At 57.0% G+C, this 23,156-nt stretch carries 21 protein-coding genes and 1 tRNA gene; 8 read left to right on the top strand and 14 right to left on the bottom strand.

All coding sequences use genetic code 11. From position 1 onward, the window contains the following. Positions 1-43: 43 nt before the first annotated feature. A complete protein-coding gene (gene rlmB, locus OHL19_RS03030) occupies positions 44-850 on the bottom strand; it encodes a 23S rRNA (guanosine(2251)-2'-O)-methyltransferase RlmB (protein WP_263356108.1) in 807 nt (268 codons plus the stop codon). A gap of 152 nt (positions 851-1,002) precedes the next feature. Here rlmB and OHL19_RS03025 point away from each other — a divergent pair, with 152 nt between their 5' ends. The 5 genes from OHL19_RS03025 to OHL19_RS03005 all read left to right on the top strand — a co-directional run bounded on the left by OHL19_RS03025 (position 1,003) and on the right by OHL19_RS03005 (position 3,863). Continuing rightward, on the top strand, positions 1,003-1,629 hold the full coding sequence (locus OHL19_RS03025; protein WP_263356107.1) for an RNA polymerase sigma factor: 627 nt from the start codon (positions 1,003-1,005) through the stop codon (positions 1,627-1,629). Positions 1,630-1,705: 76 nt separating this feature from the next. Then, positions 1,706-2,098, top strand: coding sequence for a hypothetical protein (locus OHL19_RS03020; protein ID WP_263356106.1), 393 nt, complete (start codon positions 1,706-1,708; stop codon positions 2,096-2,098). A 118-nt stretch (positions 2,099-2,216) separates the two neighbouring features. Beyond that, complete coding sequence (locus OHL19_RS03015; protein ID WP_263356105.1) at positions 2,217-2,744, top strand: zinc ribbon domain-containing protein; 528 nt, start codon at positions 2,217-2,219, stop codon at positions 2,742-2,744. A 72-nt stretch (positions 2,745-2,816) separates the two neighbouring features. After that, the gene (locus OHL19_RS03010; protein ID WP_263356797.1) at positions 2,817-3,641 is read left to right on the top strand and encodes a LytR/AlgR family response regulator transcription factor; all 825 of its coding nucleotides are present in this window, start codon (positions 2,817-2,819) and stop codon (positions 3,639-3,641) included. A 51-nt stretch (positions 3,642-3,692) separates the two neighbouring features. After that, positions 3,693-3,863 carry a hypothetical protein gene (locus tag OHL19_RS03005; RefSeq protein WP_263356104.1) on the top strand — a complete coding sequence of 57 codons (171 nt, stop codon included), beginning with the start codon at positions 3,693-3,695 and terminating at the stop codon, positions 3,861-3,863. A gap of 15 nt (positions 3,864-3,878) precedes the next feature. Here the strand turns inward: OHL19_RS03005 and OHL19_RS03000 are convergent, their stop codons facing one another. The 5 genes from OHL19_RS03000 to OHL19_RS02980 all read right to left on the bottom strand — a co-directional run bounded on the left by OHL19_RS03000 (position 3,879) and on the right by OHL19_RS02980 (position 9,439). Beyond that, a complete protein-coding gene (locus OHL19_RS03000; protein ID WP_263356103.1) occupies positions 3,879-4,709 on the bottom strand; it encodes a ferredoxin--NADP reductase in 831 nt (276 codons plus the stop codon). A gap of 130 nt (positions 4,710-4,839) precedes the next feature. Further along, positions 4,840-5,928 (bottom strand): acyltransferase family protein, encoded by a 1,089-nt coding sequence (locus OHL19_RS02995; RefSeq protein ID WP_263356102.1) that lies wholly within the window; start codon positions 5,926-5,928, stop codon positions 4,840-4,842. 153 nt (positions 5,929-6,081) lie between these two features. Next, entirely contained in the window at positions 6,082-6,603 is a 522-nt protein-coding gene (locus tag OHL19_RS02990; RefSeq protein WP_263356101.1) for a Dps family protein, read from the bottom strand. A gap of 92 nt (positions 6,604-6,695) precedes the next feature. After that, complete coding sequence (locus OHL19_RS02985; RefSeq protein WP_263356100.1) at positions 6,696-8,546, bottom strand: M28 family peptidase; 1,851 nt, start codon at positions 8,544-8,546, stop codon at positions 6,696-6,698. Positions 8,547-8,758: 212 nt separating this feature from the next. After that, on the bottom strand, positions 8,759-9,439 hold the full coding sequence (locus tag OHL19_RS02980) for a YceH family protein (protein ID WP_263356099.1): 681 nt from the start codon (positions 9,437-9,439) through the stop codon (positions 8,759-8,761). 174 nt (positions 9,440-9,613) lie between these two features. On the opposite strand from OHL19_RS02980, the gene OHL19_RS02975 reads away from it, so the two are divergent. Continuing rightward, positions 9,614-10,495 carry a hypothetical protein gene (locus OHL19_RS02975; RefSeq protein ID WP_263356098.1) on the top strand — a complete coding sequence of 294 codons (882 nt, stop codon included), beginning with the start codon at positions 9,614-9,616 and terminating at the stop codon, positions 10,493-10,495. A 255-nt stretch (positions 10,496-10,750) separates the two neighbouring features. Here the strand turns inward: OHL19_RS02975 and glmS are convergent, their stop codons facing one another. From glmS to purS, 4 genes are all read right to left on the bottom strand, one after another. Then, a complete protein-coding gene (glmS, locus tag OHL19_RS02970; protein WP_263356796.1) occupies positions 10,751-12,649 on the bottom strand; it encodes a glutamine--fructose-6-phosphate transaminase (isomerizing) in 1,899 nt (632 codons plus the stop codon). A gap of 58 nt (positions 12,650-12,707) precedes the next feature. Continuing rightward, positions 12,708-13,877, bottom strand: a complete 1,170-nt coding sequence (locus OHL19_RS02965) for a GGDEF domain-containing protein (RefSeq protein WP_263356097.1) — start codon at positions 13,875-13,877, stop codon at positions 12,708-12,710. 117 nt (positions 13,878-13,994) lie between these two features. Then, positions 13,995-14,387 (bottom strand): hypothetical protein, encoded by a 393-nt coding sequence (locus OHL19_RS02960; protein ID WP_263356096.1) that lies wholly within the window; start codon positions 14,385-14,387, stop codon positions 13,995-13,997. Between the two features lie 5 nt (positions 14,388-14,392). Then, positions 14,393-14,638, bottom strand: a complete 246-nt coding sequence (gene purS / locus OHL19_RS02955) for a phosphoribosylformylglycinamidine synthase subunit PurS (RefSeq protein ID WP_263356095.1) — start codon at positions 14,636-14,638, stop codon at positions 14,393-14,395. A gap of 134 nt (positions 14,639-14,772) precedes the next feature. On the opposite strand from purS, the gene OHL19_RS02950 reads away from it, so the two are divergent. Then, the gene (locus OHL19_RS02950; RefSeq protein WP_263356094.1) at positions 14,773-15,312 is read left to right on the top strand and encodes an inorganic diphosphatase; all 540 of its coding nucleotides are present in this window, start codon (positions 14,773-14,775) and stop codon (positions 15,310-15,312) included. A gap of 74 nt (positions 15,313-15,386) precedes the next feature. On the opposite strand, the gene OHL19_RS02945 is transcribed toward OHL19_RS02950, so the two are convergent. The 3 genes from OHL19_RS02945 to OHL19_RS02935 all read right to left on the bottom strand — a co-directional run bounded on the left by OHL19_RS02945 (position 15,387) and on the right by OHL19_RS02935 (position 20,184). Continuing rightward, on the bottom strand, positions 15,387-16,307 hold the full coding sequence (locus OHL19_RS02945) for an undecaprenyl-diphosphate phosphatase (RefSeq protein WP_263356093.1): 921 nt from the start codon (positions 16,305-16,307) through the stop codon (positions 15,387-15,389). A 75-nt stretch (positions 16,308-16,382) separates the two neighbouring features. Then, entirely contained in the window at positions 16,383-18,635 is a 2,253-nt protein-coding gene (locus tag OHL19_RS02940) for a hypothetical protein (protein WP_263356092.1), read from the bottom strand. 199 nt (positions 18,636-18,834) lie between these two features. After that, positions 18,835-20,184, bottom strand: a complete 1,350-nt coding sequence (locus OHL19_RS02935; RefSeq protein WP_263356091.1) for an APC family permease — start codon at positions 20,182-20,184, stop codon at positions 18,835-18,837. A 134-nt stretch (positions 20,185-20,318) separates the two neighbouring features. Here OHL19_RS02935 and OHL19_RS02930 point away from each other — a divergent pair. Further along, positions 20,319-20,411: transfer RNA gene (locus tag OHL19_RS02930), tRNA-Ser, on the top strand. Positions 20,412-20,501: 90 nt separating this feature from the next. Here OHL19_RS02930 and OHL19_RS02925 read toward each other — a convergent pair. Further along, positions 20,502-23,126: a non-lysosomal glucosylceramidase gene (locus OHL19_RS02925; RefSeq protein WP_263356090.1), complete on the bottom strand. Its 2,625-nt coding sequence runs from the start codon at positions 23,124-23,126 to the stop codon at positions 20,502-20,504. Positions 23,127-23,156: the final 30 nt, after the last annotated feature.

Raw genomic sequence — 23,156 nt, 5'->3', positions numbered from 1 at the left:
CATGTTCCATGACCTCGGGTGCCTGGCAGATCCGATTCGATACTTACGAACCCAGGCCTTTCTGTTTCTTAGGCTTGGACGCGGCAGTGGGAGATTTGTCTGGAACGCCGGTGGCTGCCTTTTGTTTACTGCGGCGCTGGCGGAAGGCTTCAAAGAGCACCACGGCTCCGGCGGCGGAGACGTTGAGGGAACTGACGCCGCCAGCCATGGGGATGCGCAGGAGATGATCGCAGGTGCGGCGGACGAGTTCGTGGAGACCGTCGCCTTCGCGGCCCATGACCAGGGCGCAGTCGCCGGTGAAGTCGAACTGGTCGTAGTCCATAGTGCCGCGCTCGTCGAGACCGATGATCCAGATGTTCTTACGCTTGAGCTCTTCGAGGGAGCGGACGAGGTTGACGACGCGGGCGATGCGGAGATGCTCCTGGGCTCCGGCGGCGGCCTTGGCGGCTACGGCGCTCAGGGGCGCGGCGCGGCGCTCGGTCATGACCACTGCGTCGACTCCGGCTCCGTCGGCGGAGCGAAGGAGTGCGCCGAGGTTCTGGGGATCTTCAACGCCGTCGAGGGCGAGGACGAGGCGCGGGGTGGCGATGGGTTCCAGAATGTCCTCGATGGTGAGGAACTGCTGGGCGCGAACGATGGCGACGACTCCCTGGTGAGCCGGGGTGTGGGCCATGTCGGTGAGGGTTTCGCGGGGCTCGGTGCGGAGGCGGATTTTGAGGTCGCGGCAGAGGGAGACGATGGCTTCGAGGCGGTCATCGCGGCGTTCGCGGGCTACCAGCACGTGATCGAAGCGGCGTTTGCCCGCTTTGAGCGCCTCTTCGACAGGGTGCAGTCCGTAGAGAATTTGCATATCTTTAGTGTAGATCGTGTGCGATTTCTATGGGCTGGTGATAGTGGATAGAGTCGAACAAAATACTGTTCCTGAAATTATCTTTAAAAAAATATCCACTTTTTGAGAAAAAACTTCGTCCTGGGAGCCGGATTCCGCGTCTACTTGATGTGATGACATCGTTCGCCTCAGCAGCTATCGTCGATTCCGTCAGCGCCCGGGCCGCTCAAGAACTGGTTCGCCAGGAGAGCCTGGCGATTGCCGAGGGTCTGAAACGGCAGGATGTGGGACTGCTTGACGAGCTGATTGTTCGCTATCAGCACCGATTGTTGCGCTACCTGCTGTACCTGACGAGCAATCGCGAGCAGGCTGAGGATTTATTCCAGGAAGTCTGGATGCGGGTTCTGCTGCGCGGTGGTCAGTTCAATGGCAAGGCGCGGTTTGACACGTGGCTGTTTACGGTTGCACGCAACCTGGTGATCGACCTGCGGCGCAAGCGCACGATGTCGAGCCTGGATGAAATGTTCGAGACGGCCGGTGATGAAGACAGGCCGATGGGCATCGAAATTGCGGCGGATGGACCGACGCCTTTCGATCAGTGTTCGAGTGGCGAGGATCGTGACAGACTCACGACGGCGCTTTTGCAAATGGAGCCTTTGTACCGGGAAGTGCTGGTGCTACGGTTCCATGAAGATCTTTCTTTAGAAGAAATTGCAAAAGTTACCCACGCCCCGCTTTCCACGGTAAAATCGCGACTGTATCGTGGATTGGCTTTTATGAAGCCTAAGCTGGCAGATTAGATCCGAATTCCAAGGCCGCACTGGGTCAGCCCGTCCTATCCAGATAAAGGCCACAATCAATAGCGGAGACGGCAGGTTGAGCGCAGCCAAGCAAATTCGAAGCACGGGGCAGGACACTTCCCACGTGGTGGACACCAGTCCGTCTGCGGATTTGCTGAATGCGCTGCATGGGCTGGATGCAAACCGGGAGCGAACCGTAGCCAATCGTACGCGACGAGTGGTGAGGAGTTCTCTGGGTGTTCGACGAGAACAACAGCAGGGAGGAAGCCGCAACCGGGCTGTCGCCCTGGGGTTTGCGCTGCTGGTCCTTGTTCTCATTGCGCCACTGATATGGGAAGTTACGGACAGCCTGATTGCGGGTGAGCATCTGGCCGATCCTGGAAGCCAGCTGAGCCTGTGGGCGTGCATCGTTTGCCCTACGATTCTTGGCGCGGTACTGGTTGCCGGATGGTGGAAAAAGCGATCCTGAGTCATTAAAAATTCAACGATGTCTCTTAGTTGAAATTAGTCGCAACTTCTTTTCGATCTGTGTCGTCTCAAACAGTAGATTTGTATCTTAAATCTGAGTTATGCTGTCCAGATCACTTATGCGCGATCCACAATCCATACCGATTAACGAAGACGCCCAGTTGATTCCGCTCTGGTCAATGATTGTGGCTGGAATCGCGTTTATCGTGGTGGAGTACTATTTCTGGTATGTTCTGCCGTTGCAGCGCCATCATCCGCCGGCCCCACTGGGACTTAGAACTTATATCAATTTGTCCTGGGGGATTCTGGCTTCGCTTTACTTTCTGATGGTGGGATATGTAAGTAAGGATGCGCCACGAAGGTCGATGAGCATGCGGTTCTGGATGCTGATCTGCTTTGTGTTGCCGGGTGGTATCGGCGCGGTGCTCTACTTTCTACTGCGGCTGCCGATCATTTCGAAATGCGCGGCTTGCGGAACGCATGTGCTGAATGATTTTCACTTTTGCCCGCAGTGCAATTATCAGCTTACGGCGAGTTGTGGAAACTGCTTCCGATCGGTGCGCATCACTGATTTGTACTGCACCGGGTGCGGACATGAGCTGGCGGAAGATCAGATGCCTTCGCGTTTGCGTGTCATGGTAGATTAGGCCCCAGTGCCCAATGACATTCCCAAAGACGATTCCTTGCAACCAAGTACGGAGTACGATGCTCAAATCCCCATGCCCATTACTGCGGTCATAGTGGATGACGAGCAACTGGCTCGGGAAGAGCTGAAGTACCTGCTGGATTCCATTGGCAGCGTTGAGATTCTGGCTGAAGGCACGAACGGGATCGAGGCTGTGGACTTGATTGAGGAGCACCAGCCGGACCTGGTTTTTCTGGATGTGCAGATGCCGGGGCTGGACGGTTTTGCCGTCCTGAAGCAACTGGTCGATCAACGGGCGATGGAGCGGTTGCCGCAGATCGTCTTTGCCACTGCTTACGATCAGTACGCGGTTCGCGCCTTTGATGTGAACGCGGTGGATTACCTACTGAAACCGTTCGATCGCAACAGAATCTTGCAGACAGTGGATCGGGCGCGGGCGCGCATCCTGGAGAACAGCCAGGATGAACCACCCTCAAAGGCCGAGACGGATCGCCGCGAGACGGAGATGGATGCGCTGCTGCAGTTGCTGAACCGACAGCAAAATTCAACGCGTGCCAGTGCGCCGAGCAAGCTGATTGTGCAGGTGCAGAGCCGATTGCTGCTGGTGGACCAGGCGGAGATTTGTTTTGCAGCAATTGAGGATGGAACGATTCGCGTGGTGACGCCTTCGGTGGAGGGCCACTCCAAGTGCAGGACGCTGGAAGATCTGCTGGAGCTGCTTGACCCGAATTTGTTCTGGAGAGCGCACCGGGGATTTGTGGTGAATATCAATCACATTCGCGAAGTGGTGCCGTGGTTCAAGTCGAGCTACCAGTTGCGCATGGATGATCGCAAGCAGACGGAGATTCCGGTGAGCCGGGCGCAAACGAAGAGATTACGCGAACTATTTAATCTTTAGGATCCTGAAAGCCTTGGCGTTTCTCTAAGATAAGAGACCGAGGTTGACCTTGTGGGACTTGTAAATTTTATTACGCGCGGATTTATCGACTTCTTTGGGATTACCCATCCGACACCAAAACAAGAGCGACAGGCGGCGTGGTTTATCTGTGGACTGCTGGTTTTGATTATCGTGGTCGCAGCGCTGGTGTTTGGTCTGATCGTGATGGTGGTTGGACGATAGAGCCCGATCGAAGGCTTAGTCGTAGCGCTCGAAGATGATTTGTTTTTTGTGCCAGCCGAAGCTGGTGAGGCGCTCACGAACCCCGGCGACCATGTTATTCAGACCGCAGATATAGGTGTGAATATCGAAGACCTGAGCCTGCGGGATGGAGGCTTCGGCTGCGACTACGTCCTGCACTACAGAAGCGAGTGCGATGGGCGATTCTCCACCGGACGGGCTGCGCTTTTCTATGATCGCGTCGAGATGCTCCTGCACGTAACCGCGTGGTCCTGACCACTCTTCATGAGCGCGGCTCAGGGTGGCGATGTAGTGAAAGTTCGAGTGGCGCGCGGCGATGCTTTCGAAATACTCGCGGTAGTAGATTTCGCTTTCGTAGCGGGTGCCGTAGACGAGCCAGATCTGCTTGCCTTCGCTTCGGTCCAATCCTGCATCGGGGCCTTGGTCGGGAAAGAGCCATTGCGTAAAGCCGCGCATGGGCGCGATGCCGGTGCCGGTGGCGACGAAGATGGAGTCGGTGACCGGGGACTTGAGCACGAAGTGGCCGTGCGGTCCATGCACCTGAACGGTGTCGCCTATGTTCAGATCGATAAGGTAATTGGAAAAGAAGCCGCCCTCGACGCGATTGACGCAGAGGTCGAATTGATTTCCGTTGGCTGCAGAGGCGATCGAGTAGGCGCGAGTCTGAACCTTGCCGTTTGGATCGGGCGCTACCGCAGACAGAAACTGGCCAGGCGCCAGATCGAAGTCAGGCAGTTCGTCGATCACGAATTCCAGGTGAAAGCACTGGGCTGATTCGGAGATGCAGACTTTACTCAGAAGACGGGCGGTGTATGTGGGACGGGCCAATTGAGGTTCTCGCTTAAAGAAGAAGTAAGGCCAGTTGCGAGCCTGAGCGGTGCCACGATCGATTCCATTATAAAACGTTTCAGATCGAGCAATTAGCTATAAAAGTGGGACAGTTTGTGGATGAACCGCCTCAAGCACCCCGATTTTTCAAGCTGAGGTATTTTCGCACTGGAATGTCGTAAAGCACCATTACCAGGTAAGCAAAGCCGACCATTCCAAGGACTCCGCTGGTAACGACTAATGCCAGGTGTGCCGAGTCGGGCTTGTAGGTGCTGTAGTAGTTTCCAAAGATCCAGATCACTGCGTAGTGCGTCATGTAGAGCGGGTAGGACAGGTTGCCTGCGAAGGTGCAGAGCTTTTCTGAAAATGGCGTCAGTGTGGCCCCGGCACCCAGCACGATCAGGAGTGGAAAGTAAAAGAGAACCACGACCGCTTCCCGTACCCAGCCTCCGTTGGCATACGGCATGACGAACGCCAGCAACAGCAATACGGATAGAACGCTGAAGCCGAGCTTTGAGCGGATGATCCATTTGGAGCGGTACACAAGCAGGCCAGCCAGGAATGAATACGCTACCCGTACGCCGCCATGCCAGAAGGTATGTCCGCTCCAGCCGCCGGAGAGCGCACCGGCCTGGTAGCCCACGACACAAAGTGCAATCGCGGCGCATACGGTAAGAAAGACTAACCAGCGCTGGCTGAACCGGAACACGATGACGGCGTAGAAGATATTCGCTACGTACTCCCAGAACAGCGACCAGGACGGAGCGTTCAGGCTAAACAGATTGAACGCGCGCTCCTGCATCGCGGGGTAGGGAATGAGAAAAATCGAAGCCAGAAACATGAGCGCGATGCGGCTTGCGCTATAGGCCAGAGGGTCTTTCGCAAATGGGTCGAAGAGCAAGGCGATCAAGCCAAGCATTGACCCCAGAATTACCATTGGGTGCAGGCGTATCAGCCTGGCTTTAAAGAATGCCCAGAGACCCATCGTGCCGACGCGATCATCGTAGGCGTAGCCGATCACAAATCCGGACAGACAGAAGAAGAAATCTACAGCTAGAAAGCCATGTCCGATGAAGAGCTTGCTGTAGTTGTAAATCGCCATTTCCATGAAGTGGAAGGTGACTACTGCCAGAGCCGCCACGCCTCTCAAGCCATCGAGAGCCTTGAAATGTCGCCTCGTAGCCGTGAGACTAGGCTCTACGTTGCCTGCAATTGTCATTGTCAGCGTAAATTCCTCTTGTTAGCTTTGTACCAGCTAAAGCTGAAGAGTTTAAGACCGGCAAAGTTCTTATATAAAGTGCCTGACAATAAGGGACCTGTAGCGTGACGCAATGCGCTACAGGTCCCTTATTTATATGACAGGTTGTTTCTGTTACAGGGTGCGGATGGTTTCGAAGAGGAACCAGGCGCGGCGCTCGGCCTCGTCGATCCAGTTCTCAAGCAGGCTGGTGGTGGCTACGTCGTTCACCCTGGAGGTGATTTCATGGGTGTTGCGCATGTATTCGACGAGCTGGAGATTGTCGTGATGCAGCTCGGCGAGCATGAGTTTGGGAGCGACGAAGGGTGCTGAGTTGTCCTTGAGGCGCTGGAATTTTGCGATCTCAGAGATGGAGTGCAAGGTGGTTTCGCCGATTTTGCGGGCGCGCTCTGCGATGTCGTCGGAGATGGCGAAGATCTGGTCCGCCTGCTCATCGAGAAGAAGATGATAGTCGCGGAAATGCGGCCCGCTCATGTGCCAGTGGAAGTTCTTGGTCTTGAGATATAGCGCGAATACGTCGGCCAGCAGATAACGAAGCTCTTCTCCAACCTGGGCGGTACCTTTGCGGTCAAGATCGGTTGGCGTGAGCAGATCGTTGCTTTCTTTCTTATCGGAATGGGTTGCTGTCGTTGTCATTTCGTTCTTCTCCTTAGCTCAATTCTTGGATGCCCGAGTGGGTTTGCGGACGCAACGAATGTGTGAATATCCGCTGTGAAAATAGCTTGAGGTTAGCGGCTGGCGAGGCGGGCTGCCTCGAATTCATCGCCTTTATTCCAGGTAATGGGCTTCTTGCTGCTGATGACCTGCCAGCCCAGGTCCATGCCGAAGCGGATGAGTTTGGCGTTGCCTGAGAAGTCCCAGTCGGAGTGGTAGTTGTCTGAGAAGTTGTGGTAGTCGTGATCCTCGAAGTTTTTGAATTGGGCGACTCCCCAGGCGCGGTCGTAGCCTTCGAAGAGGGTTCCAGGCTCGATGGAAAAGGCGGGGATGCCTACGCGCGAGAGCGAGAAGTGATCGGAGCGGTAATAGCTGCCGGCGGATGGGCGCGGGTCGGGAACGATGTCCAGGCGGAAGGCTTTCGCGGTCTTTTCGACGGCGGGGTAGAAGCTGGTGCGCTGGGCTCCGTTGACGTTGATTTCCATGGGTGTGCCGATGGGCAGGACCATGTCGTAGTTGATGTCGAGCGCGATCTGGCTGGCGGGGATGGGCGGGTTCTGGCCGAGATACTGCGATCCGAGCAGACCCTGCTCTTCTGCGGTGACGGCGGCGAAGAGGACGGAGTGAGGAAGAACGGAGCGCATGTGGCTCCAGGAACGGGCCAGTTCGAGGATCATGCCGACGCCGGTTGCGTTATCGGCGGCACCGTTGTAGATGTTGTCGCCGGGCATACCGGCCTTAAATCCGAGATGGTCGTAGTGGGCGGTGTAGAGGACGGCCTGGTCGGTAAAGGATGGCGGAGTTTTCCCTTTTTTCAGAGGCTCTTGATATGCGGGGAAAATGCCGACTACGTTGGGCGACTGGAATGAGCGGACGTCGCTGGAGACGTGCGCCTGCAGGCGGATGGGGAGTTCGACGGCTTTGAAGCCGGGTTTACCGGCGGCGGCAAACTCCTGATCGAAGTCAAGACCGGAGGCGGCGAAGATCTTCTGGGCTACGTCGAGCTGAATCCAACTGGCGGCTTTGAGCTGGGGATTTTTGTCGTCGCGAAGGAAGGTTTTTTCGCTGGTGTTGGAGTTTTTGACCACGTCCCAACCGTAGCTGGCGAGGTCTGTGCGGTGGATGATGAGTGCTCCGACGGCACCCATGCGGGCGGCCTGCTCGAATTTGTAGGTCCAGCGGCCGTAGTAGGTCATGGCGTCGCCGCCGAAGAATTTGGGATCGCTGGAGGGTGGATCGCCGACGATGCAGAGGATTATTTTGCCTTTGACATCGATGCCCGCGTAGTCGTTCCAGTTGAATTCAGGGGCGTCTGCACCGTAGCCGACGAAGACGATGGGGGCGTCGATATCGGATGTGGGGGTGAGGGTCTCGTTCATCACCGTGTAGTCGTCGGCGAATTTGAGGACGATGGGTGCGCCTGATTTTGGGATGAGGCTGGCGGTGGTTTCGGACGGACGTACTTTCATGCCGACGAAGTTGATGTTCTGGAAATAGGTGCCGTTGTCGCCAGCGGGTTTGAGGCCGTAGATGGCGAACTGGGTGGCGATGTATTTGGCGGCGAGTTCGCCACCGCGGAGGCCGGGATAGCGGCCTTCGAGGAGATCGTCGGAGAGAAACTGGACGTGGGCGCGGATCTTTTCGGGATCGATGCCGGCTTCGTAGCTCTTGACCGATTTGGTGGCGGCGCGGGCGTAGGATGCACTGGAAGTATTGGCCATATTCATTTGCATTTGAAAGGTAGCTGCGGCGGCCTGGGCGTCGGATTGCGCCTGCATGGCGGCCTGGGTTGCCATCATGTTGGCTTGCATCGCGGCGTTGGCTGCGGCGATGCCGGGATCCTGCGCGAGGGCTGGCGATACGATGCTGGCGAGGGCTGCGGCCAGGGCAAGAGAAAGGAATCGACTTGATGCTTTGGCTTTCATGCTGATGCTCCTCGACTCTTTGTTGCTGTCATGTCTGTCTGGTTTGAGGATAAGGCGCTGGGGCAGGTATGGGGAGGATTCTTTGGTGATGGCATGACAGACGGGATGGCAACAGCAAAAGCTAACAGCAGATTCCCTTCGGGAATGACAGACAGAAAAGCAAGGGCAACTACAACTGCAAGGGCAACGGCAAGGCAGCGGATGAGGCTGGGTTACTCGATCAGTTTGGTCAGGCGTTCTACTTGTTCGCGGACTTCGTTTAGTTCGCGGGTGAGGATGGCTACTTCGGCTTCGAGTTGGGCCATGCGTTCGGATAGTTCCGGATCTGGTTCCTGATAGGAGCTTGCCTGGGATGATGCCGATGCGTAGGACGTGGCGCTGGATGAGGGTGGTTCGAAGCTTTCGACATCGCCGGAGAGCAGGTGGGCGTAGCGGGCCTCTTTGGTGCCGGGTTGGCGGGGCAGCACCTTGACCAGGGCGGGTTCGCGGGAGATCAGGCGCTGGAGGACGGACTGAACGTCGCTGAGCTCGTCGAATCGATGCATCCGCTCGGTGCGGCCGCGGAGTTCGCCGGGGGTTTGCGGACCGCGCAGGAGGAGGACGCAGATTACAGCGATTTCGCCACGGGTGAAGTTGAAGACTTCCTGCATGTGATGCTCGAATTTGGGAACGCGTCCGTCGCCACGGACGGGAGCGGCGAGGCGGTCGTCTTCAAGGCCGTGGAGGGCCTGACGAACTTCAACGTCGTCGAGTGAGGTTACGGGTTCGCGATTGTTCTTCTGGTTGCAGGCGTTGACGAGCGCGTTGAGCGAGAGGGGATAGTACTCGGGGGTGGTGATTTCCTTTTCGACCAGCGCGCCGAGGACGCGGGCTTCCGTGGGAGTGAGATGCATGTTGGTGGACTTCTCCTCGAAACATCTTCGCAGATTTCCGAGGGGGTTTTGGTGGCAGTTGGAGGCGAATGGAGATGAATATCTCGTGCAAAATTGCACGTCCTGAACCATTTCGCGGGCTGACCGCAACATTTTTCCTCTATTGACATCTATATCAACTGAGGGTTTGGGATTATGTTGAAATCAACGGTGCTTACTAGTTTCCTTTCCATTACTTTACTGTCAGGTATATGCGCTTCCACGGTGCTGGCTCAAAACGAGGAGCCGGTTCTTCCGGGAACTATCAATTATGTAGAAGGATCGGCATCAATTGACGGGCGGCATATTTCACCACGATCTATTGGCTCTGCGGGGCTCGATGCCGGGCAGGTTCTCTCTACCGGTCAGGGGAAGGTTGAAATGCTTCTCACCCCGGGGATCGTTTTCCGCCTTGGAGATAACAGTTCGGCAAGGCTGGTTTCGCCGGACTTGACCAAGACTGTTGTTGACCTGGAAAGCGGCCACGCTACGGTCGAGGTCGATGAGATATTTCCACAAAATAACGTGCAGATTGTTCAAAACGGAAATCCGACACAGGTGCTGAAGCCGGGTTTTTACGCGTTCGATGCCATGCATGGCAGTGTGCGGGTTTTTCAGGGCAAAGCGGCGGTTCTCGATCACGAAAACAAGTGGATTACCGTGAAGGGCAATCGCGAACTCGCGATTGGGGATGGAGTTAACCTGAAGCCCCACGGCTTTGACAGTCACAGCGCCGAGGACGATCTCTACAAATGGAGCAGCCTGCGGTCGCAATATCTGGCTGAAGCCAACACACAGATTGCGGGGCAGTATTCGTATGCCGGCTTTGCTCCTGGGTGGTATTGGGATCCATACGGCTACGGATACACTTTTGTCGGCCTGAATCCTTTCTGGAGTCCTTTTGGATGGGGATTCTATGGTGGCGGGATCTACGGTCGAGGATTTTATGGCGGCCGTGGCGGTTACGTTGGCCGTGGTGGTTATGGCGGCGGTATGGGTGGTGGAGTTCGCGGTGGCGGCGGTGGTGGTCGCCGCTAACTTTACGCTGGCTGAGCTTTACTAAAACTGAAGGGAAAGGCGGGGTAGGGCGAGTAATCGTCCTGCCTCGCTCTCGTTTGGGGTCGTTGTTTTTTTGTTTGGAGTGGAGAAGGAGATTCTCTTCGGGAATGATAGGCAGAAAGGCAAGGGCAGAAGCAAAGGCAAAGGCTCAGGGCTGGAGCAAGGTTTCGAACTTCGGTACTGGATGCAGGCTGACCTGCTGCCCTCGTTTGCGGCAGAATTTGTTTGAGGTGGCTACTCTACGGTGACGGATTTGGCCAGGTTTCTTGGCTGGTCTACGTCGCAGCCTCTTCTTACGGCGATGTAGTAGGCGAGTAATTGAAGAGGGATGATTTCAAGCAGGGGGAGCAGTAGTTCCGGGGCTGGGGGGATGGAGATTACGTGCTCAACCAGTTGGACCAGATCCTGCTGGCCGTCCACGGCGATGGCGATTACACGGCCGGAGCGGGCTGTGACTTCCTGAACGTTGGACAAGGTTTTTTCGTAGCGGAGTCTGGAGCCGGGGTCATTGGGGTCCTGGGTGGCGAGGACGACTACGGGGAGGGTTTCGTCGATCAGGGCGTTGGGGCCGTGCTTCATCTCTCCGGCGGGGTAGCCTTCGGCGTGGATGTAGCTGATTTCCTTGAGCTTGAGAGCGCCTTCGAGGGCGATAGGGAAATGGATTCCGCGGCCCAGATAGAGGAAGTCGCGGACGGTGGAGAAGCTTTTGGCCAGCTCTTCGCACTGGAGCGAGACGTTCTGGAGCATGTCCTGAATTTTGGCGGGAATGCGGCTTAGCTCGTCCACCAGGCTGAGGGATTCGGCGGGGGTGAGAGTGCCGCGTACTTGCGCGAGGTGCAGGGCGAAGAGAAAGAGCGCGGTGATCTGGCTGCTGAAGGCTTTGGTGGAGGCTACTCCAATCTCTGGACCGGCGTGGGTGTAGATGGTGCCGTTGGCGTCGCGGGTGATCATGGCTCCGACGACGTTGCAGATGGCGACGGTTTTAGAGCCGAGGGCGATCATCTCTCGCTGAGCGGCGAGGGTGTCGGCGGTTTCGCCGGACTGGGTGATGAGCATCCCGAGTGCGTTGGGGTCGGCGATGGGGTCGCGGTAGCGGTATTCGCTGGCGTAATCGACTTCGACGGGGATACGGGCGAGGCGCTCGATCATGTATTTGCCCGCGGTGGCGGCGTGCCAGCTTGTGCCGCAGGCAGCGATGTTGATGCTGGTAACTTTGGCTAACTCCTCAGGCGCGATGGCCATTTCATTGAGGAAGACCTGGCCGGTTTCCAGCGAGATGCGGCCCAAAGTGGTGTCGCGGATGGCGCGTGGCTGCTCCCAGATTTCTTTGAGCATGAAGTGTTTGTAGCCACCTTTTTCCGCCTGGATGGGGTCCCAGGTGACGCGCTGCGTCTTGCGTTCAAGCGGGTTGCCTTCGAAGTCGGTGAAGGCGATGCCGTTCAAGGTGAGGATGGCCATGTCGCCGTCGTTGAGGAAGATGATGTTGCGGGTGTGGTGCAGGATGCCGGGGACGTCGGAGGCTACGAAGTATTCGCCCTGGCCGTGCTCGTCTTTGCCGAGGCCGATGACGACGGGTGGGCCGAAACGGGCGGCGACGATCTTGTCGGGTTCAAGGGATGAGAGAACGCCGAGGGCGAAGGCTCCGGTGAGGCGTTTGACGGCCTGACGAACGGCGACTTCGAGGGGGATGGGTGTTCCGGCGGCTTCGGCCTGCTTTTGGACCTCTTCGATGAGGTGGGCGATGATTTCGGTGTCGGTCTGGGTGACGAAGAGGTGGCCCTGGGCGGTGAGTTCACGTTTGAGCTCGATGTAGTTTTCGACGATGCCGTTGTGAACAACCACAATTCGACCGGTGCAGTCGCGGTGGGGATGGGCGTTCTCTTCGGTGGGGCGTCCGTGGGTGGCCCAGCGGGTGTGACCGATGCCGTAGGTGCCGTGGAGCGGGTGCTGGCGCAGGACTTCTTCGATATTACGAAGCTTGCCGGGCGCGCGGCGGATTTCGAGCTTCTCCTGACCGGGCGTACCGACGGCGATGCCGGCAGAGTCATAGCCGCGGTATTCTAGGCGGCGCAGACCTTCGAGGATGACGGGGACGACTTCTTTCGGGCCAACGTAACCGACGATTCCACACATAGGTGGATTGTAGAGCCCGGATGCGAGTTGGGGAGCTGCAGGGCTCAAAGACGGACGGCTAGGCGATTGGAATTGGATTGGGATGCGGATTGCCCAGAGACAGGGGTAGATACCGTGCGCATCCACGCCCGGCTTCCTTGGCCTGATAGAGGGCTGTATCCGCTCTTTCAAAAATCGATGTGGCAGTATCCGTGAACTCGTATTGCGCTACGCCAATGCTCACGGAAAGATGGAAACGGCCATCTGAATCCGTGTTGCGAATCGCGGCGCAGACGCGCTCCGCAATCTTCAAGGCACATGCTCCGTCGGTGGACGGCAGAATCAAGACGAACTCATCGCCACCAACCCGGCCGAGACAATCATAGGGACGAACGGCGGCAAGAATCACCTCCGCAGTATGGCGCAGAGCATCGTCGCCAACAGAATGGCCGAATTGGTCGTTGATGGATTTGAAGTAATCGAGGTCGATCATCGCGATCGAACAAATGTGGCTGCCGCGGGCCGATTGTGCCACTTCTTCGGCGATTTTCTGTTCGATTCCGCGCCGATTGAGTCGACCTGTCATTGGGTCGGTAAGCGATTGCTGCTTTAACTGCTCGATTATTGAGCTTCCGACCATGAGCAACATAAAGAGATCTTCAATGGCGGACAAGGCCACATTCACGATTAAAAGAAAGGCTTCAAGGGGTTGCAGATCGACGTATCGTGAGGCTGGAGCGGATAAGTAAGGCAGGCGAACAATAAGAATATTCGTGGCATAAACGGCATAGATGACCAGGAATAAGGCGAAGGACCGCAACAGCCTTCGGCCTGCGGCGTGGCGAAACAGCTCTCTCGCCCATATGGCCCGGATGAATAGAAATGCAGCGCTTTCCAGGACGAAACTTAGCGTCGGATCTGGCCGCAACTCCTTATACTGCACAATTGCAAGGCCAAATAAGGCGAGGATGAACCAGGCCAATTTAGACGATCTGGAGCTGCCGAGATGCCGCAACGTTGCGGTGTACATGATTGCAGATGCCGCAAGAGCGAGAAGGATAGCAATGCCCTGGGCATGCCCGACATGCACCATAAAAAAGCGGCGCGCTACAGCGGTGACGATGAAACCGCCCACTACATAGCGAATTCCCTTTAGTTCGGGATAAAGGCGGTGTATGCCATAAAAGACTCCAGCAAAAATTACCGCAAGAATCACTTGCCCGGCAACGAGTGTGGGTAGATCGAGCAATATCCAGCTAGCCTTCGTGGGAACATTAAATACAGTTACCCACTCAGCAGATCATGGTATGACAAGCTAACCAAAAGTGAATTAAAAAAATGCCAATACCACCTGGCGGGCTGGCGCTTAGCGGACGCTGCGAAGCCAGCCGCCAGCGAAGGCTGACGGAGCCATGAGCAGGATGGCGATCGACTGCGACCAATGCACGTGCAGCGGGGTGGCCGTCCAGGACCAGACCGCTACGATCAGGATCGTGAACGCGATGGCGATACCGATACCGCTGGCATTCTCACGGGAGAATCCGGCGCCTACCCAGCCAGCCAGCACGGCAAAACCTATGCCGTAGAGGGCTATGAGGGTGAAGACTCCGGTTGTGGTCGGTTCTTCCGGGGGAATTCTAGCCAGCAGAAAGAGCGCGATGGAGGATACAAGTGATATCAGATAGCCGAGAAACCAACCGGCTAAACATCGTCCTGTCGTTCCGTATGCGAAGCGCTTGGAGCTGGCGGCTACCGGCATGGGGATTACTCCTCGATGCGGTAAGTGTAGTCCTCAATTACGGGATTGGTCAGTACTTGTTTGGCCACTCGCTCAACTTCGGCGCGGGCTGCCTCTGCAGAGAGGCCTGGGGCGAGCGACAGGGTGAAGAATTTGCCCTGGCGGACGCTCTCGACGCCGGTGAATTGCATCTTGCGCAGTGCATTTTGGATGGTTTGTCCCTGGGGGTCCAGGACGGAGGTCTTTAACGTGACGTAGACATAGGCCTTCATTTCCGTGATTATAGTAGTCCCGGAGTAGAAAATGTCGGGATCCCAGATTATGAACTGGTCCAGAGTTGAACCAGGCCTGCTCCAAGCTATAGAAATTCCCCCTAACCCCTAGAACGACAGGAGAAACAGACGAGATGGTCAACTACCTGGAACTACCGATTGGCGATAAAGCGCCAGAGGTTTTTCGCGCTGTTATCGAAATTCCAAAAGACGGCACGAACAAGTATGAGTATGACAAAGAGCTACATGTCTTCAAGCTGGATCGCAACCTGCACTCCCCGGTTCATTACCCCGGCGATTATGGATTTATTCCATCTACGCTGAGCGATGATGGCGATCCGCTGGACGTGCTGGTGCTGGTGCCGGGAGGAAGCTTCTCGGGCTGCGTGCATGAAGTGCGGCCGATCGGCTTGCTGGAGATGCTGGATCAGGGCGTGCTGGATGAGAAGGTGCTGGCGGTGGGCAAGAACAATCCACGCTACTCCAATGTGTGGAACTACTCGGATGTCTATCCGCACATGATCAAGGAGATCACGCATTTCTTTGCCATCTACAAGGATCTGGAAGGCAAACGCGTAGAGATCAAGGGATGGCATGATGCGTCGTATGCGCGCGATCATGTGATTCACTCGATGAAGCAGTTTGAAGAGAACAAGGCGAAGAAGCAGTCGTAACGAAGGCTCTATAGGAAGTGAAAAGGCAACGGCCAGCAGATGCTGGCCGTTGCCTTTTTTGTTTCATCCGCGCTCTAGTAGCCGATTTTATAGAGGTAGAAGACTCCGGCGGAGGCCAGCAGGCAGTAGATGCCGAAGAGGTACCAGCGGCCGCTCTCAAGCCATGCGCTGAGCCACTTGAGGGCGGCTAGTCCGGCGAGAAATGAAAAGACCATGCCCAGGAGGCTGGCGCTGATGGAGCTGTGAAGATCGATGGGCGAACCGGCAAGACTTGCTTCGTGGGCTGCTTTGAGCAGGCGGAGGGCTTCCACGCCTACGACTGCGGGTGTGAGAACTACGGCCAGCGCGAAGCTGAAACGCTCGGCGCGCTCTCTGGGGGCGTCCGCGAGCATGGCGGCGGAGATGGTGGTGCCGGAGCGGGAGAAGCCTCGGAAGGGCAGCGCGAGCCCCTGCACGAGGCCCATGATGGTGGACTGGCGAAGGGTGAGGTTGCTGTCTGCTCCGGAAAGCGTGGCGGCTGCGCCGGAGACTGCCCCGGAGACGGCGGAGCGCAGGCGGTGGCGTCGCTCATAGAGACCGGCGATCAGGATGATGACTCCGGCGGCGGCGAGGGCGGGAGCGATGAGGTCCAGGCGGCTGAAGAGGCTTTCAAGCTCGGCCTTGGGCTGCCCTTTGAAGAGGGTCTTTTCGATGATCTTCTTGATGACTTCACCGAGGATGCCGGTGAGCAGTGTGGCCCAGATGAGCAGGAAGGCGAAGCGCTTGAATGCAGCGACGGAGGAGAAGTAGGTCCGGCGCCAGGACTTCCAGAAATAGACGATGACGGCGAACATGGTTCCGGTATGGAGCATGACCAGCAGGAGCGTCATGGCCGGAGCAGATGGGTCGAGGTGGAGGAGTTTTTCTGCGACGACTACATGGGCAGAGCTGGAGACAGGCAATAGTTCGGCGAGACCCTGAACAATGGCCAGAAGTATGACGTTAAGAATCGACATAGCGTGATTCTAAAGTGAGTTTGTGAACAGGCATGATGAACACGCGTAGATTTTTGTGCATGCATTGAAAACGGCTTAGGGTTTTGGTTCGGGGAGCAGCTTTGCGGACTTGAGCGGGCCTTTGGCTGCGCTGGTTTCAGCTTTGAAACGCTCTGTGACATCGGTCAGGCGCTGGGCTTCGAAGCCGCGGCGTTTGGCAACGATGCGATAGTCGAAGGCGATGGAGGCGGTGCCTCCGCTGGACTCGCGAACTTCGAAGCTGGTTGCGGTTTTGTTGGTGACGAAGAGGCCTTTGCTGTCGCCGTTTGGAGTAATGAAGATGCGGTAGTCGGCGGTGCTGCTGACCGTTTCAGCGAAGGCGGGATCGATGGTGACGGTGGTCGATCCGCTATGCAGTGAGCCGGAGCCGAAGTCCTCCATCCAGTTTTCGGCAGACTGCACGGAGTAGGTTTCGACGGTGCGCTCCCCATTCTGAGTGCTTACCAGCGACTTGATCTGGCCGGTGCAACTGAAGTCGCCGGAGCCACCGATTCCGCAGGTTCCGCCGGGGCTGCCAACCATCATGGCGCTGAAGGAGCCTTTGCCTGCTGAGCCGCCGTTGTAGATGAAAAGTGTCGGCCATATTGTGCTGTTGTTTTCGAATACTCCTGCATAACCGTCATCGGTGGTGCCGGCGATGGCCATAGGGGTTAGTCCGGCGATTGAAGCGACATCTCCCCAAACGCCTGCGGCGAGGCTGTCGCTCTGGAAGTTGGTGTAGATGGCACTGGTTCCGTTGGTGTGGCCGAGGATGGCGGATTGCCCTCCAGCGGGTTCATCCAGCACGCCTTTGATCGCCGTGCCCTGGAACGCGTGTCCAAGCACGCCAATGGGATAGTTGGCGCCGCTGGCATTGCCGGTTGCGTTGCCGTAGACGCCAATGCCTCCGTTGCCGGTGGAGTAGCCGTTCACGCCCCAGCCGCCAGAGCCGGTCGCATAGCCCTGCACTCCTGAACCAGAGCTTGTATTGCCCTGAATGGCGTACATTGTGCTGCCGGAGTTGCCGGTGACTGGTCCGGCGAAAGCTGCGCTGGAGGTGAAGCTGTTGGCGGCTGTGAGCCGAGCATAGGCAGTGTTGAGGCTGGTTTCAAGCGCGGTGAGATTCAGTCCCAGAGTGACAACGCCGTTTGTACCGGTGCCTCCACCAGAGAGAGGACTGCTCGCGGTCACGGCGGTCAAAGTACCGGCTCCGGCGACTCCGGGGAAAGTCTGTCCCGGAGCGAAAGTGATGCGGCCATTGTTTGCGATCGAGAGGCCGGTAGCTACGGGTGAGCTGGTTCCGGATGCGTATAAAAACTGTAACTTGCCTGCGGGCGCGGTGGTGTTATTGCCTACGGAGACAGCTTGAAACGCGAATGTCTGCGCGATGGCTGCATGCGCTGCGCTGGAGTAAGTGCTGGCACCCAGTTTGAACAGGGATGAGTTCGTACCTGTCGCAGTGGTTGCGGTAGATGTGGCGGGGAGACTTGCGGTTCCGCGCAGATTTATCGTTCCGTTGACATCGAGTGTTGCGATTGGAGCCGTCGTGCCGATGCCGATCTTGTTGGCCAGGTAAGTAATGTTTGAACTTCCGAGAGTGGCGGAGGCTGTCCAGAGTGCGAGGGTGCCGGTTGTTCCTGTTCCTGCGATGTTGGGAGTGATGCCGAGAGCGTTTGAATGCCCATCTGCGGCTGTCTGCATCGTGGAGGGAATGGCACTGGCGACGAGTGACTGGAGATCTTCGCGAGTGACGTATTCCGTGGCTGCGCGCCCGGCGAGGCTTTCGCTGTCTACTGAGCGGAAGGCGTATGGAACGGCAGCGAGCAGGCTTCTCGGCGATTCGGTAGAGGGCTGGCCGGTGGTGTTGGCTGGGGTTCCAATGTTGACCTCGATCCAGCGCAACTGGTCGGAGGGAAAGAGATTTTGGGGCAGACCTTGCTCTGTGGCTGCTCCGAGCAGAACAGAGTAATGTCCATCGCTGCCGATTGGCACCGTTTGGACTTCACTCCATAGCGCCTGCCCTCCGGATTGATTGGCGTAGATAGCAAAATGCAGAGCTACAGCATGTCCAGATGCTTGTGCGAGGGAGCCATTCCAACGAACAACGCTGTGCAGAACTGCGGAGGCATCGGAGGGGATAACTTGCTGGCTGGAGGCTGGAGTCAAATCCTGTGAGAGGCCCGGCTGGACTGCACCAATCGCAGCAAATATCAGGCAAAGAGACATGGCAGAATGAGTCGTTATGGAGGAGATGCGGCGATGGCGATTGTTGCGCAGAGAGTGGTTGCTATCAAAGATATTCACTGACATGATGGGGTCTTCTCCTAAGTCGAATCTGGCCGGGCACATACTTCAATACACACTCCGGATACATATTGACCGGGCGGTAGGGGCCAGCGAGGGCATGGCCAATCAGTAGTGTTGCGATTCGGGGAATCGTGACAGATTATCGAGTAAATTTCGATAGGACTATTTATCAATTACGGCTAACTATTGTTCGGCTCAACAATCAGTCGGCTGCGGTGGCGGCCAATCGGCGACGCTGCTGCTTTCGTGTCCAGAAGGTGAGCCAGTAGAGAATGGGGCCGACGAGTGCGACGAGGAAGGCGAACAGTACGGCTGAGAGTGGACCGACGTGCTCCTCGCGAGAAGCGTAGAGGGCGTAACAGATGAGCACGGTGGGGCCGACACCCAGCGCGCAGGCTGCGGCGAAGTTGCCGACTTTAAAGGGGCGCTCAAGATTTGGCTCGCGCAGGCGCAGCACGACGAGGGCTACGAATTCGAGAATGAGGCTGGCTCCGTAGAGACTGAGGTCGATGGAGATGAGGCGCTCAAAGGGCAGCTTGAGGGCGAGCGCCCAGGCGATGGCGCACAGAAGAACCGAAACATAGGGAACGCCGCGGCTGTTGCGGCGGGTGACGAACTGCGGCAGCATCCTGTCCTCGGCCATGGCGACGGGCAGGCGGGTGTAGCTCATCATGAGGACGTTGAACATGCCAAAGCCGTTGATGGCTCCGCCTGCGATGACGGCGGTGGCGAGCATGGGGCCGCCGATCATGCGTGCTGCGTCGGCCCAGGAGCCGGTGGAGAAGTTCGAAACCGAGATGCCCATCAGGGCTACCGCAGCCAGCGGCAGGATATACGTTACCGCGACAAGCATAGCGGCGGCGATCATGGCGCGGGGGTAATTGCGCTGTGGGTTTTCGACTTCCTGCGCGACAGTGGAGGCATTATCCCAGCCCATGTAGTTCCACATGGCGACAAGTATGGCGGTCGACAGGGATGTCTCGGTGGAGGCTGCGTGCCACTGGATGGTGGGGTGGGCGGTAAATCCATGCCAGAAGCCAAGGGCAATGAACACAGCAAATGGCGCGAGCAGGAGCACGAAGAGGCCCACGGTTCCTTCACCGACTGCGGGCGCGCCACGGAGGTTCCAGGCGCAGCAGACGACGACCACGAGCAGCGACCAGAGATAGGCGCGAGGACCGGCGGTCAGGTCGGGATTAAATCGGCTTAGATAGCTGACGAAGATGGTGGGATAAATCGCCATGTCGAAGACGCTGGCGGCCAGGGATAGCCAGCCCTCCTGATAGCCCCAGAACGGGCCGAGAGCGCGGCGGACCCAGACGTAGAAGCCTCCTTCGGCAGGGATGGAGCTGGCCAGTTCGCCGATCATGAGGGTGGTTGGGAGACTCCATAGAAAAGGGAGCAGGACGAGGATGAGGATGGCTTTGGCAAACCCTGCACCGCCGAGGATGTCTTCAATGCCATAAGGGCCGCCCGAGACCATGAAGTAGGTAGCAGCGATCAGCGGGATGATTCGGAGCTTTCGCCGGGCGGGTTTGGCAGCGAGACGCATAAATGTGAATGTAACAACGATGCTCCATCACCCCAAGGGAAAAATGAGCTTCGAGGGCCGGGAATGCGGAATGCGGTAGCATTCGCGAAGACGGCGATGGGATGTGCATGGTTTCGGGTATAATCCGAAAAGCCGGAGAGATGGCCGAGTGGCTGAAGGCGGCGGTTTGCTAAACCGTTATAGGGTCAAAAGCTCTATCGGGGGTTCGAATCCCCCTCTCTCCGCCATTTATCTTAGAATCTTTAACTTACAAAAGTTGTGAGCTTCTGGATTGTCCACTTTTTGAAAACAAGATTTGGTTGCGGGTGGCTTAACGCTTAGGCGGTTGCGTACTCTATCTTCTTGAATGGGATGGTGCCTGACGTGACTTCGAGGAAGGGTTTGCCATTTTTCACGCCCACTGTTCCGAATCCTGTTGCTGTCGATAAGAAAGAGCGGAAATCCCCGGGGATGACTGGTTTCAAGTAGAGTGTCTTTGAAACTGCGTCGTAGCGTGCTCCGCTGAATGCCTGCAGAAGGGCGTAGGAAGACATGGCACGGGCGTACCAGTGTCCGCACTCATATTGATCGAATGGGTTGCGCATTCGGCCATCGTAGCGGGCGGCGCAGGTGCGTACAACGTCGAGGCCCTCTTCCACCAGTCCGCTTGCGATCATGTGCGAAGCTGCCTGATATTCAATGCCCGTCCAGACTTCGTTCGAGTAGACAAAAGGCAGAGAGAGAGCTCCGCCTTTGGGCCAGGTGCATAGCAGGAGTCCGCCTTCGGCTCCCAGTGCGTAACCTGGCCGCTGCGGATCGGCATGGTGCGAGAGATCTTTCTTCAGGTTGTAGCGATGCACGGCGCGAAGATGGCTGGCGACTTTCTCCTGGTCCAGAACCGGCTCTAAACCGCAGGCCATTGCAAACCAGGCGCCGATCGCACCGTCAGAAAGGCAGCCGGTTCCATACTGATATTTGGGGCCTTCTTTTTCGAGTAACTCGCGCGCTTCGGGAGAGTAATTGCCGCCATAACTCCGGAACTCAACGGGGTTCTTCGCTCGCAGGTTTTTCCATTCGATCTTCTGAATGAAGTATTCGCCATTAAAAAGCTCAGTCTCCATGCGCCTGCGGCCACTCTCATAAAGAGTGTTGTAGAGAGTTACGTTATCGCCGAGTGCTGTTCCCATAAGGACGGCGGCATGAAGCGCACCCAGGTAAATGCTGGTGCACATGCCGGTCGGGCCCCAAAACTCTATGTCGTAGGTATTGTGGTGCGGCTCTTCGATCCATCCCTTGTGTTTGGGATCCCAGGTCTCGACGCAGTAGTCGAGACTCTTTCTCACTTTTGGCCAGAGACCGCGCAGCCATTCTGTGTCACCGCTGATGCGCCACTCCCGGTAGATCTTCATGATGCCGCCGGGTTGTCCATCGGCGGCGGCGTGGAAGTAGTTGCCGATGGGCCGGATGGGAAGCGCAGCTCGAAATTGTTGATGTCCCTGCTCGTCCTGATTAGGACCAAACTCGGTTTCGCGCAGAGTCCGTTCAAGCTCGGGAAACAAATGCGGCACGGCTTGCGCGTAGTTCCACACGTGCGTACACGATCCAGGGCAACTGCCTACGTCATCCGCTGTGCCTTCCCATGCCCAGAACTTTCCATCGGCTTGTCGCAGCACCGTTGGAGATTTGAGGATGGACAAATTGCATGCGACAGCATTGACCACTTCTGGCGGTAATGTGGAGTCGTAGAAGGTTTCAGTAAACGTCTTTGTGCGAGTGCGCAGGTCTGCGTAATGATCCTTCCAGTATTTTGCGACTGCCTCGATATTGGGGAACTGATCGGCGTACCAGGGCCGATATGTGGCATCTCCCGGCTTGATCTCATTTTCATCGGGTGCGCCCGCTGCTCCGCTGCGCAGATGGGTTTGCGGCGAATACCAACAGAGGCGCAAAGCGATTGTGCGATGCTCTCGCGGCGCGAGTTTAAAGGGAACAAACAAGGTTGCGCCGGGTGAAGGCTGTTCGTTCGCCGAAACCGGAGGGCGGTCGAAAGCGGCGCCGCTCGCTACATCCTTCCAGGCCATGGTGAGAGCGTCGTACCAGCCGCCGCGAAACCAGGAGTAGTTAATCTTCAGGTCGGGTTCGCTTGCCGTCACGGCAAATGCAGCTTCATCCCACGGCTTCTCCTGCGTTCCTCCGCTCCAAAAAATAAAGCCTTCGTCGAGCTTGCGAACTGCATGAGGATCCTCAGGCGCAGCGTAGTCAGGCGGAAGAAAGTTTTTGGCGTTGAAGGAAAAAACCGCATCGATGGCTTCGTCGGTTGGATTCGTGAATCGATACTCCAAGGCGATTACTGGAAGGCTCGAATTGTTTGCATCGCCCGGTGTGAAGGGACTCCAGCCCGTCAGTTCCACTGTTACAGGCATATCCGGATCGCTCAGCGATACTGTTCCGAAAGGAAAGCGTGCGGTAAAACTTGCATTTTGGAAACGAGGAAATCCGTAGGCGTGATCTCCCTCACCCAGGCCGCTGTTCGGCATGCCGAATATCTTCCAGCCGGGTACGGGCCCTTCAAGCACGCGAGCGGCTTCTCCATGTCCATTTGCTCCGCGTATGGCGACAGCGGCGAAGATGCAAGGCTCATTGAACAGGTCTGGATGGTTGCGAATAGAGACGTTCGAGAGTGCGCCGGTGCCATCGAGACAGACCATGCCCGCGCCGATGCCGCCTAGCGGATACGTGACGCGAGACAGGTCTTCGTTTTCGTATTTGGTCAACCCACCAGCCAATGAAACTGGACTCTTCGATGCTGGTGCTGATGCTGTGGCAGTGGCAGTGGCAGTGGTAGTGGGTTCGATGGCTTCGGTTGCCGTCAGAAGATTCGCGTTGGTTACAACCCCGGCTACACTAGCGGCCTGGATACCGGCCCTCAGGAAATCTCTGCGATTCCAACCTGTCTGCTTCATTGCCAAGACTCCTGAAATGCTTTAACACTC

Origin of the sequence: Acidicapsa ligni, from assembly GCF_025685655.1 — a bacterium.
GTDB lineage: Bacteria > Acidobacteriota > Terriglobia > Terriglobales > Acidobacteriaceae > Acidicapsa > Acidicapsa ligni.
This window is presented reverse-complemented; position numbering and strand designations above follow the sequence as displayed.

What these genes read in the sequence shown, in the direction of transcription:
- rlmB (WP_263356108.1), bottom strand. Translation starts at nt 850, where the DNA reads ATGCAAATTCTCTACGGACTGCACCCTGTCGAAGAGGCGCTCAAAGCG.
- OHL19_RS03025 (WP_263356107.1), top strand. Translation starts at nt 1,003, where the DNA reads ATGACATCGTTCGCCTCAGCAGCTATCGTCGATTCCGTCAGCGCCCGG.
- OHL19_RS03015 (WP_263356105.1), top strand. Translation starts at nt 2,217, where the DNA reads ATGCGCGATCCACAATCCATACCGATTAACGAAGACGCCCAGTTGATT.
- OHL19_RS03010 (WP_263356797.1), top strand. Translation starts at nt 2,817, where the DNA reads ATGCCCATTACTGCGGTCATAGTGGATGACGAGCAACTGGCTCGGGAA.
- OHL19_RS02995 (WP_263356102.1), bottom strand. Translation starts at nt 5,928, where the DNA reads ATGACAATTGCAGGCAACGTAGAGCCTAGTCTCACGGCTACGAGGCGA.
- OHL19_RS02990 (WP_263356101.1), bottom strand. Translation starts at nt 6,603, where the DNA reads ATGACAACGACAGCAACCCATTCCGATAAGAAAGAAAGCAACGATCTG.
- OHL19_RS02985 (WP_263356100.1), bottom strand. Translation starts at nt 8,546, where the DNA reads ATGAAAGCCAAAGCATCAAGTCGATTCCTTTCTCTTGCCCTGGCCGCA.
- OHL19_RS02980 (WP_263356099.1), bottom strand. Translation starts at nt 9,439, where the DNA reads ATGCATCTCACTCCCACGGAAGCCCGCGTCCTCGGCGCGCTGGTCGAA.
- OHL19_RS02975 (WP_263356098.1), top strand. Translation starts at nt 9,614, where the DNA reads ATGTTGAAATCAACGGTGCTTACTAGTTTCCTTTCCATTACTTTACTG.
- glmS (WP_263356796.1), bottom strand. Translation starts at nt 12,649, where the DNA reads ATGTGTGGAATCGTCGGTTACGTTGGCCCGAAAGAAGTCGTCCCCGTC.
- OHL19_RS02960 (WP_263356096.1), bottom strand. Translation starts at nt 14,387, where the DNA reads ATGCCGGTAGCCGCCAGCTCCAAGCGCTTCGCATACGGAACGACAGGA.
- purS (WP_263356095.1), bottom strand. Translation starts at nt 14,638, where the DNA reads ATGAAGGCCTATGTCTACGTCACGTTAAAGACCTCCGTCCTGGACCCC.
- OHL19_RS02950 (WP_263356094.1), top strand. Translation starts at nt 14,773, where the DNA reads ATGGTCAACTACCTGGAACTACCGATTGGCGATAAAGCGCCAGAGGTT.
- OHL19_RS02945 (WP_263356093.1), bottom strand. Translation starts at nt 16,307, where the DNA reads ATGTCGATTCTTAACGTCATACTTCTGGCCATTGTTCAGGGTCTCGCC.
- OHL19_RS02940 (WP_263356092.1), bottom strand. Translation starts at nt 18,635, where the DNA reads ATGTCAGTGAATATCTTTGATAGCAACCACTCTCTGCGCAACAATCGC.
- OHL19_RS02935 (WP_263356091.1), bottom strand. Translation starts at nt 20,184, where the DNA reads ATGCGTCTCGCTGCCAAACCCGCCCGGCGAAAGCTCCGAATCATCCCG.
- OHL19_RS02925 (WP_263356090.1), bottom strand. Translation starts at nt 23,126, where the DNA reads ATGAAGCAGACAGGTTGGAATCGCAGAGATTTCCTGAGGGCCGGTATC.